Annotated in this window: 14 protein-coding genes and 1 pseudogene; 12 read left to right on the forward strand and 3 right to left on the reverse strand. The window is 41.2% G+C overall.

Annotated elements, in window-relative coordinates; translation table 11 throughout:
- The 10 genes from E3E24_RS08015 to E3E24_RS08060 all read left to right on the forward strand — a co-directional run bounded on the left by E3E24_RS08015 (position 1) and on the right by E3E24_RS08060 (position 11275).
- Positions 1–894, forward strand: coding sequence for an ABC transporter permease (locus E3E24_RS08015; protein WP_167886731.1), 894 nt, complete (start codon positions 1–3; stop codon positions 892–894).
- A gap of 4 nt (positions 895–898) precedes the next feature.
- Positions 899–1612, forward strand: a complete 714-nt coding sequence (locus E3E24_RS08020; protein ID WP_167886730.1) for a hypothetical protein — start codon at positions 899–901, stop codon at positions 1610–1612.
- Between the two features lie 9 nt (positions 1613–1621).
- Positions 1622–2542 (forward strand): BadF/BadG/BcrA/BcrD ATPase family protein, encoded by a 921-nt coding sequence (locus E3E24_RS08025; RefSeq protein ID WP_167886729.1) that lies wholly within the window; start codon positions 1622–1624, stop codon positions 2540–2542.
- Between the two features lie 124 nt (positions 2543–2666).
- Positions 2667–3773: an ABC transporter substrate-binding protein gene (locus E3E24_RS08030; RefSeq protein WP_167915847.1), complete on the forward strand. Its 1107-nt coding sequence runs from the start codon at positions 2667–2669 to the stop codon at positions 3771–3773.
- A 37-nt stretch (positions 3774–3810) separates the two neighbouring features.
- On the forward strand, positions 3811–5469 hold the full coding sequence (locus E3E24_RS08035; protein WP_167886727.1) for an iron ABC transporter permease: 1659 nt from the start codon (positions 3811–3813) through the stop codon (positions 5467–5469).
- Positions 5466–6539, forward strand: coding sequence for an ABC transporter ATP-binding protein (locus tag E3E24_RS08040; protein ID WP_370520476.1), 1074 nt, complete (start codon positions 5466–5468; stop codon positions 6537–6539). The genes E3E24_RS08035 and E3E24_RS08040 overlap by 4 nt, the downstream gene beginning before the upstream one ends.
- 12 nt (positions 6540–6551) lie before the next feature.
- On the forward strand, positions 6552–7925 hold the full coding sequence (locus E3E24_RS08045) for a 2,3-diphosphoglycerate synthetase (RefSeq protein WP_167915849.1): 1374 nt from the start codon (positions 6552–6554) through the stop codon (positions 7923–7925).
- Between the two features lie 45 nt (positions 7926–7970).
- Complete coding sequence (locus tag E3E24_RS08050; RefSeq protein WP_206205325.1) at positions 7971–9257, forward strand: 2,3-bisphosphoglycerate-independent phosphoglycerate mutase; 1287 nt, start codon at positions 7971–7973, stop codon at positions 9255–9257.
- A gap of 86 nt (positions 9258–9343) precedes the next feature.
- On the forward strand, positions 9344–9751 hold the full coding sequence (locus E3E24_RS08055; RefSeq protein WP_167886724.1) for a cyclic nucleotide-binding/CBS domain-containing protein: 408 nt from the start codon (positions 9344–9346) through the stop codon (positions 9749–9751).
- A 6-nt stretch (positions 9752–9757) separates the two neighbouring features.
- Positions 9758–11275 carry a metallophosphoesterase gene (locus E3E24_RS08060; RefSeq protein ID WP_206205326.1) on the forward strand — a complete coding sequence of 506 codons (1518 nt, stop codon included), beginning with the start codon at positions 9758–9760 and terminating at the stop codon, positions 11273–11275.
- Here the strand turns inward: E3E24_RS08060 and E3E24_RS08065 are convergent.
- Together E3E24_RS08065 and E3E24_RS08070 are read right to left on the reverse strand one after the other, a co-directional pair.
- The gene (locus tag E3E24_RS08065; RefSeq protein WP_167915850.1) at positions 11272–12141 is read right to left on the reverse strand and encodes a type I restriction enzyme HsdR N-terminal domain-containing protein; all 870 of its coding nucleotides are present in this window, start codon (positions 12139–12141) and stop codon (positions 11272–11274) included. The two genes, E3E24_RS08060 and E3E24_RS08065, sit on opposite strands and share 4 nt — an antisense overlap.
- On the reverse strand, positions 12134–12886 hold the full coding sequence (locus E3E24_RS08070) for a Rossmann-like domain-containing protein (RefSeq protein WP_167886722.1): 753 nt from the start codon (positions 12884–12886) through the stop codon (positions 12134–12136). The genes E3E24_RS08065 and E3E24_RS08070 overlap by 8 nt, the downstream gene beginning before the upstream one ends.
- A 54-nt stretch (positions 12887–12940) precedes the next feature.
- Between E3E24_RS08070 and E3E24_RS08075 the strand changes: the two genes are divergently transcribed.
- A complete protein-coding gene (locus E3E24_RS08075; RefSeq protein ID WP_167886841.1) occupies positions 12941–13738 on the forward strand; it encodes a class II glutamine amidotransferase in 798 nt (265 codons plus the stop codon).
- A 30-nt stretch (positions 13739–13768) separates the two neighbouring features.
- Here the strand turns inward: E3E24_RS08075 and E3E24_RS12885 are convergent.
- Positions 13769–13929 (reverse strand): annotated as a pseudogene (locus E3E24_RS12885) (dihydropteroate synthase); the annotation flags it as partial.
- Positions 13930–14014: 85 nt separating this feature from the next.
- Here E3E24_RS12885 and E3E24_RS08085 point away from each other — a divergent pair.
- On the forward strand, positions 14015–14926 hold the full coding sequence (locus tag E3E24_RS08085) for a DMT family transporter (RefSeq protein ID WP_167886721.1): 912 nt from the start codon (positions 14015–14017) through the stop codon (positions 14924–14926).
- The last annotated feature ends 20 nt before the right edge of the window (positions 14927–14946 follow it).

A 14946-nucleotide genomic window follows, 5' to 3' on the forward strand; every position in this document is an offset into this window, starting at 1 on the left:
ATGGCAAAGACGTACAAGGAAGCACTTGCTGAGACAATTAAAAATACAAAAGAAGTCTTCGATTTTATATGGAATCATAAAATGGGAAAAGTTGGAATTATAATCTTCACATTCTTGCTTGTCATGGCACTATTTCCTCAACTTTTCACAAAATATACACCAGACTGGGCCTCTGATCAAATCTTTGTGCCTGCTTCCTGGGAGCATCCTTGTGGTCTTGACCATCAGGGAAAAGACATATGGACGCAGGTAGTTTATGGAGCGAGGATATCATTAAGCGTTGGATTCATGGCAGCTTTGCTCACAATATTAATGGGAGCACTGGTAGGCACAGTGGCTGGGTATTACGGAGGAATTTTCGACGAGTTTTTAATGTTCATCTCTGACTCAATAATGATGCTGCCTAGCCTCTTGTTGCTTCTAGTAATTGCGTCGCTCTTTTCAACTGTATGGAACATTTGGTACACAATAATAGTCATTGCATTAATTTCATGGCCTTCAACTGCCAGAATGGTGAGAGCCCAAACACTCCAACTTAAACACCGCCTATATGTTGAGGCTGCAATTGCATTAGGAGCAAGCAATAAAAGAATAATCTTCAAACATATACTGCCAAGCATAATCCCCCTCCTCTTTGCAAGAGCCGCTGTTTTGATAGCTGGATTCATCGTAACTGTGGCATCTCTGACGTTCTTAGGTTTGGGAGACCCAAACAATCCAGATTGGGGATACGTGATGTACACAGCAAACAAGAACATGATGATAATTGTAATGAAAGGAATGTGGCAATGGATAGTCGTTCCCGGAGTTATGATAGCCTTGGCAGTCATAGCATTCGTCTGCCTAGGAGAAGCCCTTGAGGATTATCTAAATCCAAAGCTCAGAGAGAGGTGATATCATGAGAGAAGGAAGTATCTTAAAAATTAGTGGTGCATTAACAATTTTGCTTTCACTCGTATTCCTCAACATGGTACCAGTTTACTTAGGAAAGAGCATATTGGCAGGCTTCTGTATTTTAGGAGTTGCTCTAATCAACATTTTTCTGTTCATAAGTCTTAGACTTGGTTATAGTCTGATTACAGCTTCAGTTAGTGGGGCTTCTGCACTCACATCAATATTGCTAAGAGAGTTCCACGGGGTAGAATTCGCTGGTGTAACACTCTCTTGGCGGGCGATAGCTCTGGTATATTTCTTAATTTTCATCACAGCAATTTACTGCAGCAAGGAAGAAGAAATCAAAAAAATCAAGTACATAATATACCCTCTCCTAGGAGCAATTTTAATGATCGGAGCGGTGATAATATACGGCAGCATAACTTTTCAAGTCCCTCCTGATGCTACAAGAGGAATTTCCGCAGTCACAAAGGAAAAAACATGGAGAGCTATGGGAATTTTGCTTGGAGTGCTAAATCTTGGTATAGTGCACTCCATAATAAAAGGCCGCTATATTGCATATATCCTTTTAATGAGCTTCATAGTAGCTCCTCTTATTACAGTCCCACTGACAATAAAAGCTGTAACTTTTGGAATTTTCTCCCAAATACTCTTCCTCGTGCAGATTTATACTGCTGGGTTAATTACTTCATGGTATATGGGACTGAAAAAGCTCTGAGGTGAGAAAATGCTTTTCCTCGGAATTGACTGTGGAGGTACAAAAACTAAAGCAGTGCTCATAGATGAAAATGGGCTTGTGCTGGGAGAAGGAAAAAGCGGACCTGGAAATCCAAATTCTTCTCCACTCGCTGTAGTCAAACAATCAATTAAAAATGCAGTTCTCCAAGCTCTATCACGACACTATAGAGAAGAAGTCAAAGCCGTATGCATCTCGGCAGCAGGCACGCTTGGCGGAAACTCTAAGCTCTTTGAAGAGATTATTTCAGAAATCTTTCCAAGTGCAAAAGTTATTGTAAAAGGAGATTATGAAGTTGCCCATGTTGCATGTTTTAATTTTAAACCAGGAATAGTTTTCATAGCGGGCACTGGGTCAATAGCTTATGGGATAAATGAAAAAGGAGAAAGCGTAAGAGTTGGAGGATGGGGTCATTTAGTTGGGGATGAGGGAAGCGGTTATTGGGTTGGGAGAGAAGGCATAGTAAAAGCATTAAGAGCTTATGATGGAAGGGGAGAAAATACACTACTCACTGCCTATGTTCTGGAGTATTTTAGTGCTAACACTACCGATGATATCATACGTGCCATATATTCCTCTAAAAATCCCAAAGCATTGATTGGAGGCTTTGCTCCTTATGTCGTTAAAGCTGCAAAAGAGGGAGATAGTGCAGCATATTCTATTTTAAGAAATGCAAGCAAGGAGATAGCCCTAGCATATAGTGCTGCAACAAAAAGACTGGGATTAGAAGATGTAAGAAACAAGCTTGCTATAACTGGGGGGTTTTATTTTGGAGCTAAAGAGCTCCTTAAACCGCTAATAGAAAATGAACTGAAAGAAACATTTGGATATGAAATCACTCTCAAAGAACCTTTTATAAGCGAAGCAGAAGCGGCGGCAATTATTGCTTTAAAAACAATGCAAGAACGATAGGGATAATTCAACATATTCCATATATTGCTATATATCACTATATTTCTCTAAATAGATTATATAGACCATATTTCGACAAAATTTTTATTTTATATACAACAAAAGAATTAACGGGTGGAGCTTCATGAAAAAGTTATTCGTGGCCTTGTTAATTTTTGTCCTTGCCTTTAGTGTAGTGGGAAGTGGCTGTGTAGAGAAGAAAGAAACATCAACAACCACAGCAACCTCAACTCCCTCAGAGACAACATCTTCTCCAGCATCAACTCAAACTGCCACTGCTAAAGAAATCAGCGGAACAATTCACTTCTACACCTCAATTCCAAAAGATATTGCCGTTAAAATCGCAGAAGAGTTCCAGAAAAAGTATCCCAATGTTAAGGTTGAAGTCTACAGAAGCGGTGCATCAAAAGTTATGGCAAAGCTCGATGCTGAAATCGAAGCTGGAAAGATAATAGCCGATGTAGTTTGGCTTGCAGACCCAGGAAATACAATATACCTCAAGAAAAAAGGAGTCCTTATGAAATACACACCTAAAGACGCTGATAAAGTCCCTGCATTCGCCAAGGATCCCGAAGGATACTGGATAGCCGGAAGGTTCATTGCACCGGTCATTGCTTACAACACAGAGATTGTAAAGAACCCACCAAAGAAGTGGAGCGACTTAACCGATCCCAACTACAGGGCATCACTTCCAAGTCCATGGAACACAGCTGAGGGATGGGTCGCAATTCCAAATCCACTCTACTCAGGTGCAGCTACAGCATGGGTCTATGGTCTCTCAGAGAAATATGGCTGGGATTACTTCAAGAAGGCAAAGGAGATGGGCATTGTTGTTCTCAAGAGCAATGGAGCTGTTAAAAGTGCAGTAATTGAAGGACAGGACCCAATTGGGGTTACACTTGACTATATGGTAAGGCAAGCAATTGCCGATGGGGCACCTATAAACTACGTTTATCCTGAAGATGGAACAGTACTAATTCCAAGCCCAATTGCAATTCTAAAGACAACAGAAAACCCAGATGCTGCTAAAGCCTTCGTGGACTTCTTACTCTCAAAGGAAGTCCAAGAGCTACTTGTTCAATATGGACTTATCCCTGCAAGGACAGATGTTGCCCCACCACAGGGAACTCCAAGCATAACTGAAATACCACAAATTCAAATTGATTGGGAAAAGCTTTCAGCTCAGCTTGAAGATGTCAGAAACAAGTTCTCTGAGATAATGTTGGGCTGATTTCTCTTTATTTAATTTTATCCAGGAGGGAGCTCAAATGGAGAGAAAAATGACATTCACCCAAATCATGTGGGTGTTCTCTCTTGTTGTCCTTCTCATAACAATAGCATATCCTCTCTTCATGCTCATTTACAAGAGTCTTTTTGGTGAGAAAGGATTTGGATATGCATATAAAGTCATAGTTTCTGATCCTAACACCTGGGTTTATGCTCTTAACACGATAAAACTTGCCGTTATTGTGACATTTTTCGCAATCTTAATAGGTGTCCCACTGGCATTTTTTGTTGTCAGAACAGACTTACCCGGAAGAAAAATTGTAAGGTTTTTGGCAGTTTTACCCTTCATCTTACCACCTTATGTTAGCGCCATAGCTTGGATTCAGCTTGGTGCTCCTTATGTGGGATATATAAACAGAATATGGAGGGCTTTAGGAAACAGCGGAAATTTGGTTAACATATACTCCTTTACAGGCTTAGTTTTGGTAATGACGCTAAAGTTTTACGTTTATGTGTTCCTCACAGTTGCGGCGGCCCTTGAGCAAATGGATCCATCCCTTGAAGAAGCAGCAAGAATGAGCGGTGCTCATCCCTTCAAAGTTGCAAGAGACGTAACAATACCCCTCGTAATGCCGAGCATAGCATCTGGTGCTTTATTAGCGTTCGTGGCAACTTGTGCAAACTTCGGAATTCCCGCGTTAATAGGTGACAGGGCCCATTACTATGTGCTCACAACAAGAATCTATAGTACTCTCTCAATTCCAGACTTGGACAAGGCAACTGCATATTCAATCCTTTTGGTAATAATAACGGGTGTTGCTCTCTTAATTCAGAAGAAGTCGTTTGGAGAGAAAAGATACACGACCTTAACGGGAAAAACGGTGAGACCCTCAGTAATTGCCCTTGGCAAGCACAAAGGTTTGATAGCTCTATTTGTCTTCATATTCCTAGCCTTAACTTCAGTGATACCATTATTCTCGCTCTTTTTCAGCGCATTTCTAAAGAACCTCTACTCACCTCTAACGAGCTTATCTTCATTCACACTCAACAACTTCAAGTTCGTTCTTGTCCAAGATGAGACAACAACCACCGCATTAAGGACAAGTATCTTTTCAGCTTTGCTGGCATCTACAGTGGTAACGTTGTTTGGTGCTTTATTGGCTTACATGATAGTGAAGACAAACGTTAAAGGCAGACTCTTTATGGATTGGCTATCCTCAGTTCCCTATGCTCTGCCAGGAACAGTTGTCGGTGTTGCAATAATCTTGGCTTTCATCAAAACCCCCATCTTCAACACTCTTTGGATAATCCCATTTGCATACTTTGTAAGGTATCTCTCTTATGGTGTCAGAACAACTGTCGGTTCACTCCTTCAGATAGACAAAACGCTCGAAGAGGCTTCGCTCATGTGTGGTGCAAACTGGCTCACCACAATGAGAAACATAGTTCTGCCCCTCATAAAACCAGGACTTATTGCGGCATGGATTTTGGTTTTCATGCCCACTTTAAGTGAGCTGACTGTCTCAATTATCATATATCCCCCAAATCATCCAACAATTGGTGTTGCAACATATAATTTGATGGAAGAAGGGCAGTACACAGCTGCTTATGCCCTTTCGGCTGTTGTTGCCGTTGTTGTTATCCTTGCTCAGCTCGTTGTTAGTAGAATAACCGGAAAAATGGGAGCAAGGGGGTTGTGAAATTGGCTGGTATAAGGATTATCAATCTTGTTAAGAAGTTTGGTGAAGTCACTGCAGTTGACCACATAAACCTTGACATAAAAGACGGCGAATTCATGACTTTACTCGGCCCAAGTGGCTGTGGAAAGACCACAACGCTTAGAATGATTGCCGGTCTTGAAGTGCCCACCGATGGAGAGATTTACATTGGAGATAAAATAGTGTCCTCTCCATCCAAAGGCATTTTCATTCCACCAGAGCAGAGGAACATTGGAATGGTGTTCCAGAACTATGCAGTTTGGCCTCATATGACAGTGTTTGACAATGTGGCTTATCCTCTCAAGATTAGAAAACTCCCCAAGGATGAAATTGAAAAGAAAGTCATGAAGGCCCTAGAAATGGTTCGTTTAAAGGGCTTTGAAAATCGTTATCCTCACCAGCTCAGTGGAGGGCAGCAACAGAGAGTTGCACTAGCGAGAGCGCTTGTAATGGAGCCAGAGGTCATGCTCCTTGATGAGCCGTTGAGCAACTTGGATGCAAAGCTCAGAGAAGAGATGCGTTTTGAGATAAAGGAGTTGCAGAGAAAGCTTGGAGTTACGATAGTTTATGTAACCCACGACCAAGCTGAAGCAATGGCTATGAGTGACAGGATAGCAGTAATGGATAAGGGAAAAATACACCAAATTGGCAGTCCTTGGGAAATCTACAAGAGACCAGCCGATGCCTTTGTTGCTGGATTCATAGGATTAGCTAACTTCTTGAAATTCGATGACGCAAGGATTGAAGAAAGCTACGCAGAAGTTACCCTCTTCGGCGGAAAGGTAAAAGTTAGATGCGCACCGCCATTGAAGAAAGAAGGAGAGCTCGTTTTTGTCGTCCGGCCTTCGGAGATAGACATTCTAGGAAGTCCAGCAGAAAACACAGTGGCTGGAACTGTGAAAAGAGCTACGTTCCTTGGAGATATAGTTGACTATCTTGTAGATGTTGAAGGGGAAGAAATTAGGGTTCAAACTAAAGCTACGACGGTTTACAAGGAGGGGACTGTGGTTTATCTCAAAATTAACCACGGTGTTTTAGTTAGATTAACATGAGGAGGTGGTAAAATGAAACAAAGGGCTTTGGCCTTGATAGATGGGGAGCACTACATACCTGTGCTTAAAGGAGCCTTGGAGTATGTAAAGAAGGCATACCCAGAATACGAAGTTGTTGCAGCAGTCTTTTTAGGAGGAACTGAGAAGATAGGAACACCAGAAGATGTCAAAAAAGCCCTTCCAATTCCAGTAGTTTTGGGAGAAGGAAACCCACCAATCAGGACGATAGTAGAGACTGCAAAGAAATACAACGTTGACGTTGCCTTGGATATGTCAGATGAGCCAGTAGTTGACTATGAGAGAAGAATGCTCATAGGTTCAGCCCTAATGGCCATAGGAGTTAGGTATGAAGGCGCAGATTTTGTATTCAACCCAATAGACTTTCAGGACGTTGCAGAATACCCATCAATAAAGTGCATTGGGCTTGGCAAGAGAGTAGGTAAGACTGCTATATCAACTTTTACAGCCATAACACTCAAAAAGATGGGCTTTAAGCCTTGTGTTATAAAAGCGGCAAGAGGAGGTCCAGAAGAACCAACACCGCTCTTTGGAGAAGAACTTGAACTTTCCCCAGAGTTCCTCTTGAAGGTCGCTGACAGCGGAAAGCATGCAGCATCAGATTACTACCAAGAGGCCCTGCTTGCTGGCATTATAACAGTCGGAGCAAGGAGATGCGGAGGAGGAATGGTGGGCAAGCCGTTCTACTCAACAGAAGTCGAGGCTGTTAAGCTTGCAAATACACTACCAATTAATTTCATAATAGTTGAGGGAAGCGGAACAACAGTTCCAGCAGTACTCAATGATGCAGTTGAACTTGTCATAAGTGCAACAACACCCTTAAGCCATATAACAAACTTCTTTGGACCTTACAGAGTTATGATATCTGACCTCATTGTGATAACGATGGCTGAAGAGTACAACAGAGACAAAGTCGAGCAAATTGAGAAAGCCGTGAGAGAGCTCAACCCAGAGGCTAAAATCTCAGAGGTTGTCCTGAGACCAGAGCCAATGGGAGACATAAGGGGCAAGAAAATAGTGTTTACATCAACAGCAAAGAAAGATGCTTTAGAGAAGACAATAGTTCCATACTTGGAGGAGAAGTATGGCTGTGAGGTTGTTGGCTACTCACCATGGCTCAGCAACAGGCCAAAGCTCAGAGAAGACCTAGAGAAATACCTACCAAAGGCTGAAATGCTCGTTACAGAGCTTAAAGCTGCAGCTGTAGATGTTGCAACTAGAATGGCCGTCCAGAGAGGTCTTCCAGTAGTTTACGTGAACAACGTTCCAGTAACTGTAGGCGGTGACATTGATCTTGAAGAAGGCATTAAAGAGCTTGCAAACAAGGCAGTTGAGAGATTTAATGAGAGAAAGGGTAAGAAAGCCTGATTCTCTTCTCTATTTTTCTCTTTCATAATCGTGAGGTGCAATAAAATGAAATGGAAACCTATGGAGACTTATAGGGCTTTTGTCTTCATCCTTGACGGGGTTGGAGACAGACCAATACCTGAATTGGGTTTCAGGACTCCCTTGGAAGTGGCAAAAAAGCCCAATATGGATTACATAGCAATGAGAGGAATGACAGGTCTGGCTGATATGATTGAGCCCGGAGTTAGACCTGGAACTGACACCGGACACCTTGCGATTTTTGGTTATGAGCCTTACAGGTATTATCCTGGAAGAGGACCTCTCGAAGCTGTCGGAGCGGGAGTTGAGCTTAAGCCCGGAGACGTGGCTTTGAGATGCAACTTAGCTACTGTTGAAGAGAAGGATGGAAAGCTGATAGTTGTGGACAGGAGAGCAGGTAGAATTAAAGGAAAAGACGCTGAAGAGCTCGTAAAGGCATTAAATGAAGCGATAAAAGAAGTTGATGGTATTAAAGTTGAGTTCCATCCAGCAACTGCACATAGAGTTGCATTGGTTTTAAGAGGTAAGGGGTTATCTCCAAAGGTCAGCAATTCTGACCCTGGAACGGCAAAGGAAGGAAACCCAATAAAAGAAGTTCTTCCCCTTGAAGATTCAGAAGAAGCAGAAAGAACCGCTAGCATTTTAAACAAGATTATAAAGCTCTCCTATGAAGTTCTAAAAGATCATCCAATTAATAAGAGGAGGATAAAGGAAGGCAAGCTGCCAGCTAACATAATTCTCACAAGAGGAGCTGGAATGGTTCCTCTCGATTTGAAATCATTTGAAGAGCGCTTCGGTGTCAAAGGCTATGTGATAGCAGAGGAGGACACTATAATTGGTCTTGCGAAGCTCTTGGGAATGAAAGCAGAGGTTCCGGAAGGGGCAACAGGAGATTTGGAAAGTGACGTGATGGCCATTGGAAAGAGAGCACTTGAAGTTTATGAGAGCACAGATGCTGACATAATCTTTGTTCACATAAAAGGGCCAGATATAGCGGGTCACGACGCAAACTATCTTGGAAAGGTGAAGATAATAGAAAAGGCTGATGAGATGATAGGCTATATATTGAAGAACACACCAGAAGAAAAGACTGTGTATGCAATAACAGCAGATCATTCAACACCGTGCAGTGTTAGAGACCACAGCGGAGATCCCGTGCCCATTGCAGTAAAAGGACCTGGATGCAGAGTTGATAAGGTAAAGCGTTATGATGAGTTTAGCTGTGCAGAGGGTATACTGGGAAGAATCAGAGGAGTCAATCTCATCCCCATAGTGCTAGATTTAATGAACAGAAGGCTAAAGTTTGGCGAGTAATCCTATATCTTTTTACCTTTTCTCCATTATCATGGAAAAAGTTTTATAGAGTTCCCTGGATAGCTCGTTTTTAAGGTGAGATACCCATGGAGGAGACTGCCCCAGTAAAGGTTTACATGACCAAGAAACTAGTAGGGGTTAGTCCAGAAGACACTGTTCAAGAAGCTTGCAGGATCATGGTAAAGTTTGACATTGGCTCTCTAGTTGTTGTTGAGAATGACAGGGTTATTGGCTTCTTTACAAAATCCGACATAATAAGAAGAGTTATTGTGCCGGGTTTACCCTACACCACCCCTGTAAAGGAGATAATGAGCCGAGATTTAATAACTACAGATGCTAACACTCCTGTGAGGGAAGTGCTCAAGATAATGGCACATCACAGAATCAAGAAAATCCTGATTGAAGAGGACGGAAAAATAGTTGGGATTTTCACATTAAGTGATTTACTTGAAGCTACAAGAAGAAAACTTGAAACATCGATATCAATGGAGTGATGTTTAATGATTAAGATAGCTCACATAAGCGATACTCACATAACCCAAGAGTCGGCATTTAAATCATATGCCTACGACTTAATAGTGAATGAGATAAACCGAGGAGATTTCGACTTAGTAGTCCATACGGGTGATGTAACAAATCAAGGCCTTAAAGAAGAGTACGAACATGCCAGCTATCTAATTAGGAAGATAGAAAAACCTCTCATAGTCATTCCCGGGAATCATGATGCTCGAAATGTCGGATATGAGCTGTTTGAGAAATACATTGGTCCTTTGTACGGAGTTTATGAACGAGATGACCTTGTAATAATCTGGGTTGATTCAACAATACCAGATTTAAGCGATGGAAGAATCGGCGGCTACAAGTTTCGCTGGCTGAAGGAAAAGTTAGAAGAATACTCACACAAGAAGTTCAAAATCGTAGCCGCTCATCATCATCTTGTCCCTCTTCCAGATACAGGAAGAGAAAGGAACGTCTTATTCAATGCAGGTGATGTTTTAGATTTGCTGTTAAGGCATGAAGTTAATCTGTATCTCTGTGGACACAAGCATGTTCCAAACGTTTACAGCATTGAGGATTTGGTCGTTGTGAATGCTGGCTGTACATCATGCAGAAAGACTAGGAAAGGCGACGTGAACAGCTATAACATAATCAAGCTCAATGGTGATGGTAGGATTGATGTGATTATAAGGAGAATAACCGGAGATGAGCTGAAAAAGGGCTATAAATCCGTGAAGCCTAAGATTTTCATTCCAAAAGGAAAGCATCTCTTGAGGATAATCCAGATGAGTGAGAGTAATGTTTCCGACAGGATTTACTTTAGAAAGCGAGTCCTTGAAAATGCAATAAGGGCAATAAACGAGAAGTATAAGCCTGATTTGGTAGTCCACTGCGGCGACATTGTGGATGTAGGAATTGAGAGGTACTACGAGATGGCAGCAGAGTACTATGCAAAGCTTAAGGTAGAAAAAATCATAGTTCCGGGCCATAATGACATAACGTATCTCGGATATGATTTGTTTAAAGAATACTTTGGGGAGCCTGAGGTTAAGGAACTTGGAGACTTCGTCTTTATTCCCCTACTAACTGCTCAATACGAGACTCCCATAGGTGCTGTTGGTAGGATTGGCCAGAAAATTCTGAAGTCAATGCTTGAAGAATACAAAGAGAAATTCACAGCTGTTGTAATGCACCATAACCTAGTGCCAATTCCAAGGAGCAGAGAATTGGGATTTTTAGAGGATGCTGGCAATGTCTTGAAGATACTCACTGAAGAAAGAACAGAGCTTGTAATGACTGGACATGGGGGCAATGCATTTGGAGTTAGGATTGAAAGAACACCAGTAATTAACGCTGGTTCAATAAGTTGGGAGCTACATAGAAATCCCTTTGGAAATTCATTCAATTTAATTGACATCTATGAGGACATGATTGTTGCCTTTGAAATCCAAGCAACATGGGGCTCAAGAAAGTTGCTGGGAATTTGGAAAATCAAGACTGAGGTTCCTTGGAAGAATTAAAGCTCAATTCCAATCCGTATTCCTTTCTCCTTTTCTATCTCACGCAGAAGCCTTAGAATCTTTTCCGTATCAAGTGGGATCTCTTTGAGATATGCATAAGCCTTTTTGATTTGAGCCTTTTCTTCTCCTTTACTCTTCTCACTGAGGTAAAGAAGAAGGGACAACAAAACGCCTTTAATGCTCCGCTCTATGAGCGGAACCATTTTCCAGCCATTATCGTAGACATAGAGAGCCCTTGGAAACTCGTCTCCTTTTATTTTATCCAACGTAAGCAACCTCTTCTTTGAGGCTGTTAAAAACTCTATCAGCTTTCTCTCACTGATTCCCTCTTTTTTAAGCTCATCAAAGCTGAGTTCTAAAGCTCTTAAAAGGGTTGCAAATCTTTCGAGTTTGTCTATTTTGCCTTTGGACAGAAGGCTCAGCTTAAGAGTTACTCTCTCAAGAGGCTCGTTCTCTATGTCAACACTTAAAATTATCCTATCCTCCAAGCGAGAACCTTCCTCAAAAGCTTTAATGACAACCCACGCTACTCCATTCGTCAGAATTCCATATTTGACTCCATGATTGAAGCAATATCTCCCGAGCTGCCTCAATGGCTTGTCCTTTTTAAGAACATTGACACTTAAGTTCTTAGCCTCAACAAATGCAACAACCCTATCATCAAGGATTAATGCATAATCCGCTCTTCCCTCTTCAGTCCTCTCCTCTGGACGCACTTCTCTTGGATTGTCCCACTCCCAGCCAAGGGCTTGAAATATCTCTCCAATTAAATGCTGTTTTACAGCCTCTTCATTCCTCTCATATAACCCTCTGTGCTCATTCACTTTTTTGAGAACATCGAGCACAGCGTTCTCTATTTTATCCATCCCCTGGCACCTCAATGATGTACTTTTTAGTTTCTTTCTCAAAGCCTCTAAATGAGCCCAATTTAAGCTTGAGGAGTGCATTTTCAATGTTGAGGACTTTCATTGAAGCTAAGTGGGTGACTCCGGAACCTTTAAGAAATTCGGGCAAAACTTGGGCTGTTGGGCCGGTCAAAACAATTAGTTTGGCTTTCTTAGACCTTTCAAGAATCATGTCTAAGGTAGCATTTAACAATGCAGTTCCGCTCACGATGACAGCATCCATTTCTGAAAGAAGCCAGTATTCTAAAGAATCGCTTAGGGTCTCTCTATCCCAGAGTTTGGGATTCCTCTCAAATACATAAAGGTTAAACCCTTTCTCTTTCAATGCTCTCACTATCGGAGGTATGTTTCCAATTACTGCAACTTTTTTAATACTCTCATCTAAAAGCTCTGTCGCATCTTTATTTTCAGATTCACTTAGGTCTATGTAATATTGGGAGATGGCATTTATTGCTGCTAAAGCTAAGGTGCGTTCAATGACGTTTAAGCTATCAGCTTTCTCAATGAAGTTCTCAACACTTATATCTTCAATTTCACTTGAATACACTTGGATCTCTTCTGGGAGTGTCATTGCAACACCCAGAGCTTTTCCCTTCCGCCCCTCAATAGCAACATATGTGTAAGGCAGAGCAAATGAGAAGTCAGTGATTTCAAAATCCTCATCAATGATTTGAAGTGCCTCTTTTTTCAGCTTTCTAAGTATCATTCCCAATCCCCAAATTTTTATACAATGAGAACCTAAAAACCTTTGGTGATCTTAATGTGCAGAATACTGTTTGCTGTAGGTGAGGGAAAGAGAGTCAGGCCCCTTCTTGAGGCATTGCTTAAATCTTCAGAGCATGATCCCTATAAGCTTGCCCGAAATAAAGGAAGTCAGCACAGGGATGGCTGGGGTTATGTTCTGTTGAAGGATGACTATGTAGAACACTATAGGAGCGAAAGTGCAATTTTTGAAGATAGAAGAAAAGTTAATGAGGTTATAGAAAAGCTCGATGGTTTTGTTGTGTTCTTAGCTCATACAAGGGCAGCGAGTCAAGGGGAGAAAAATCTCTTCAACGTTCAGCCATTTGCGTTTTCAACAAAAAGAGGCTTCATATTTTGGACTATGCATAATGGAGATTTGGATAAGGATAAGCTAATTGAAATGGGAGAACTTAACCCAATGGAGTTAAAAGGTGCATCAGACAGTTATACAATGGGCGTTTATCTCTGTCGCTTTTTGGAAGGCCTTGAAAAAGAACACCTTCTGAAAAGGTTTAGAGAAATCAAGACAGCTGCAAAATCTCTCCTGAACACTGCAACCCTTCTTATGAACAGCGAAAAGGAAGTTAGGGCATTTATAACTGCATACATGAGTGACCTTTATGCATCAAACACTTTGAACTATTACTACGGCCGTCTACTCTATTTTGAGGGTGCAGATATCTTTGCAGTTGTATCTTCAACTTTTGAGCAGTACTCGTACATTCCCTTTGAAGAAGTCGAGAACAGAACAGCATTTTATGTCAGAATTTATCCAAGTGAGAAAAAATTCGAAGTTGAAGAAATTGGGTTTTAATTTATGACATTTCTTTTCTTCAAGCTTTAATATTGCCTCTTCAGCAACCTTTGCATTTGTCGTGTCTATGTTGATTGGAACATCAACATGATCTCTCAGCGTTGAGATTGCCCAGACTACCCTTCTACTTCCTCAACCGGAATTTGGGTTTCCAGATAGGGTGCTGTGGATTTGGCCCTGATGTCAATGAATTTTCTTGAGATTGATAAGTTTTTTGGAAAGTATCGTTACTCTAAAAGAGAAGTTTTTTAAAATTGTCTATATTAATGAAGTACTATGAAAAGAGCACTTGCATTATCTGAAGCTTTATTAGTTACATTTTTGTGGTCAACCTCTTACGTCCTCATTAAGCTTGGTCTCAAAGAGCTTAATCCAATAACCTTTGCTGCTTATAGATACCTCTTAGGTTCTGCTGTTTTAATGCTCTTTGCATTTCAGTTATATGGGATTCAGGAAGTTAGAGTTACTTCAAAACAGGTTTTGTGGTTTATTTTTCTTGGATTTACAGGTTACTTTATAGCTCAAGGATTGCAGTTTGTAGGATTATATTATCTACCCGCTATTACTGTAACGTTTATCCTCAACTTAACACCAATCTTTGTCGTTATTCTAAGCACCATCTTTCTCAGGGAAGCTCCCTCATTTATTCAGCTGTTGGGGATAATTTTTGTGCTGCTCGGAGTCAGGGTGTTCTTTACTGGCAGTACACTAATTTTTAATGAGGCATTGGGCATTGTTGTAACCCTTATTTCGGGGATTGGATGGGCTATGTACATGGTTCTTATGAGGCACTATCTTAGAAAGAATCAGGAAAGTGTAATCGCATTAACTGCGTGGTCCATGACATTAGGGTCTCTAATGCTCTTTGGAGCAACTGTTTTGAGTGGAAATCTCACTATGCCCTCTCCCAGGGGATGGGCTATAATACTATTTTTAAGCGTTGTAAATACCGCATTGGCTTTTGTCCTCTGGAACCACGCTTTAAAGACCCTCAAAGCCTATGAGCAATCAATACTCCAGAACACGATGCTAATACAGATAACGCTGTTAGCCTATGTCTTCTTAAAAGAAACACTCACTCTATACAAGATCTTAGGGATGTCTATGGTCTTTTGTGATGTTTTATTGGTGCAAGTATATCCCGCCCTTAGGGAAAGGAAAATTAGACATTTAAGCATAAGAGGATAATAACTAAGAGAAGGTGAAAA

Source organism: Thermococcus sp. LS2, assembly GCF_012027375.1.
Classification (GTDB): domain Archaea; phylum Methanobacteriota_B; class Thermococci; order Thermococcales; family Thermococcaceae; genus Thermococcus_B.